The following is a 2,110-nucleotide window of genomic DNA, read 5'->3' on the forward strand; positions in this document are numbered from 1 at the left end:
CGAGGAGGGGTCGGGTCTGCGGGTGTGCGAAACCGCTGGACAGACGGGCGCCGCATGGAAGATCATCCAGTCGATGACGACACGAACCGACGTACCCGCGGCCCTGGACGAGCGCACCCAGCTCACCACCTTCCTCGACTACGCCCGCGCCACCGCACGGGCCAAGTGCGAGGGGGTCAGTGCCGAGAACGCCCGGCGCGCTCCGCTGCCCGGCTCACCCCTGATGACCCTCGCCGGCCTGATCAACCATCTCCGGTGGGTCGAGCACTGGTGGTTCGAGGTCATGTTCCTCGGCGAGGAGGACCGCGGCCCCTGGACGGACGAGGACCCCGACCGGGAGATGCGGATCGCCGTCGACCGCCCGCTCGACGAGCTGCTCGCCGAGTACGAGGCCGCGTGCGCCCGCCACCGCGAGCTGGTCGCCGCCCACCCCCTCGACACGGTGGCCAAGCGCACCCGCGGCGACCGCGGCCAGTTCGACCTGCGGTGGATCCTCCTCCACATGACCGAGGAGACCGCCCGGCACAACGGGCACCTCGACATCCTCCGCGAACTCCTCGACGGCACCACCGGCGCCTGACGGACCGTCCCGCGACACACCGCGGGCGGGCCGGGGTCCCGGGTCGTCGCCCTACACTGACGGCATGGCATGCCGCATCAGTGAGCTGGTCCTCGACGCGGCCGACCCCGGCCTGCTCGCCGCCTTCTGGAGCGAGGTCCTCGGCTACGTCGAACTCGGCCGCGAGGACGACGGGAGCATCGAGATCGGGCCGCCCGGCACCGGCTTCGGCGGCCCGCAGCCCACCCTCGTCATCGGCCCCACCACCGACCCGCGGCCGGCGAAGCTCCGCCTGCACATCGACGTCAGCGCCACCGACCGCGACCAGGAGGCCGAACTGGCGCGGCTGCTCGCCCTCGGCGCCCGGCACGCCGACGTCGGCCAGACCGGCACCGAGAGCTGGTACGTCCTGGCCGACCCGGAGGGCAACGAGTTCTGCCTGCTGCGCCGCCGGATCGAGCCGGTCTGACGGGCGTCGGCCCGGCCCGTGCCGTCGGATCAGCCGGTGCCGTCGGCCCCGCCCATGCCGAACGAGTCGTGGACGGGCCGCACTTCGACCGCCACGACGTGGAAGTCGACCACCCGTCCGGCGATCTCGCGGGCCCGCTCCGGGCTCGCGCAGTCGAGCACGTAGTAGGCGGTCAGCTGTTCCGCCGCGGCGGTGAGCGGCCCGTCCGACGCGACCGCGCCACCGTCCCCGCCGTCCTTGCGAGCCGGCCGGAGCGTGGTGGTGTCCGCGGGGTAGGCCAGCCCGGCGCCGTTGAGCAGCTCGCCGGAGGCCGCCAGGTCCCGGTGCAGCGCCTCGTGCCGGGCGAACACCTCGGCCCGCTGCTCGGCCGTCATCGCCGCGGTCGCCGCCGGGTCCGCGTACATCAGCACCATGTACTTCACAGCGCCCAGCCTGACACCGATGCGCGCGCTCCGGCGCGTACATCCCCGAGCTGCCGCGCCGGACGGACCCAACGGGTCGCTTGCCGCGGGCGGCACCGGAGGGCGATCATGCGCCCATGAGACCCGACGTGGCGGCGTTCGTCGCCGACGGCCCGCTCCCCGACGAGGACGCGCACGAGGACGAGATCGCCCGGCGGGTGCGGCAGTTGGAGGCGATCGCCCGCCCGGTCACCGCGGAGGAGGCCGCGCGGCTCGCCCAGTGCTTCGGTCCGGACGACTGCTACGGCGTCGCCTGGTCCCTGCTGCACCTCGTGGAGTCCGCCCCCGGGCCCGTGCCGGCGGTCGAGCCCGGCCCGGACGCGAACGAGTGGCACCACCGGCTCCGGCGGCGGGCGGTGAACGCCGGCCTCGTCCCGGAGGACTGAACCGGCCCCGGACCGGGCCGGTCCGGGGCCGTCCGGGGCCGTCCGGGGCCGTCCGGGGCCGTCCGGGCGGTGGTCAGCCGAGGGCGGCGGCGAACATGCCGGCCTCGTAGGAGCCGCCCTTCTGGTGCACGATCACGGCGAGCCGGTTGGCCGCGTTGATCAGGGCGACCAGGGCGACCAGCGCCGCGATCTGGTCGTCGTCGTAGTGCTTGCGCACCAGGGCCCAGGTCCCGTC

Annotated in this window: 4 protein-coding genes and 1 pseudogene; 3 read left to right on the plus strand and 2 right to left on the minus strand. The window is 74.6% G+C overall.

The genetic code is table 11. The annotated features are described in order from the left end of the window. Positions 1-73 precede the first annotated feature (73 nt). Positions 74-580 carry a DinB family protein gene (locus ABZ641_RS34375; protein ID WP_344627195.1) on the plus strand — a complete coding sequence of 169 codons (507 nt, stop codon included), beginning with the start codon at positions 74-76 and terminating at the stop codon, positions 578-580. A 64-nt stretch (positions 581-644) separates the two neighbouring features. Then, complete coding sequence (locus ABZ641_RS34380) at positions 645-1,028, plus strand: VOC family protein (protein ID WP_344627194.1); 384 nt, start codon at positions 645-647, stop codon at positions 1,026-1,028. A gap of 29 nt (positions 1,029-1,057) precedes the next feature. On the opposite strand, the gene ABZ641_RS34385 is transcribed toward ABZ641_RS34380, so the two are convergent. Next, complete coding sequence (locus ABZ641_RS34385) at positions 1,058-1,441, minus strand: YciI family protein (protein WP_359988264.1); 384 nt, start codon at positions 1,439-1,441, stop codon at positions 1,058-1,060. 125 nt (positions 1,442-1,566) lie between these two features. On the opposite strand from ABZ641_RS34385, the gene ABZ641_RS34390 reads away from it, so the two are divergent. Beyond that, positions 1,567-1,875 carry a hypothetical protein gene (locus ABZ641_RS34390; protein WP_344627193.1) on the plus strand — a complete coding sequence of 103 codons (309 nt, stop codon included), beginning with the start codon at positions 1,567-1,569 and terminating at the stop codon, positions 1,873-1,875. 73 nt (positions 1,876-1,948) lie between these two features. On the opposite strand, the pseudogene ABZ641_RS34395 reads toward ABZ641_RS34390, so the two are convergent. After that, positions 1,949-2,110, minus strand: a pseudogene (locus ABZ641_RS34395) (carboxymuconolactone decarboxylase family protein); the annotation flags it as partial.

This window comes from Kitasatospora sp. NPDC007106, from assembly GCF_040634455.1.
Taxonomy (GTDB): Bacteria; Actinomycetota; Actinomycetes; order Streptomycetales; family Streptomycetaceae; genus Kitasatospora; species Kitasatospora arboriphila.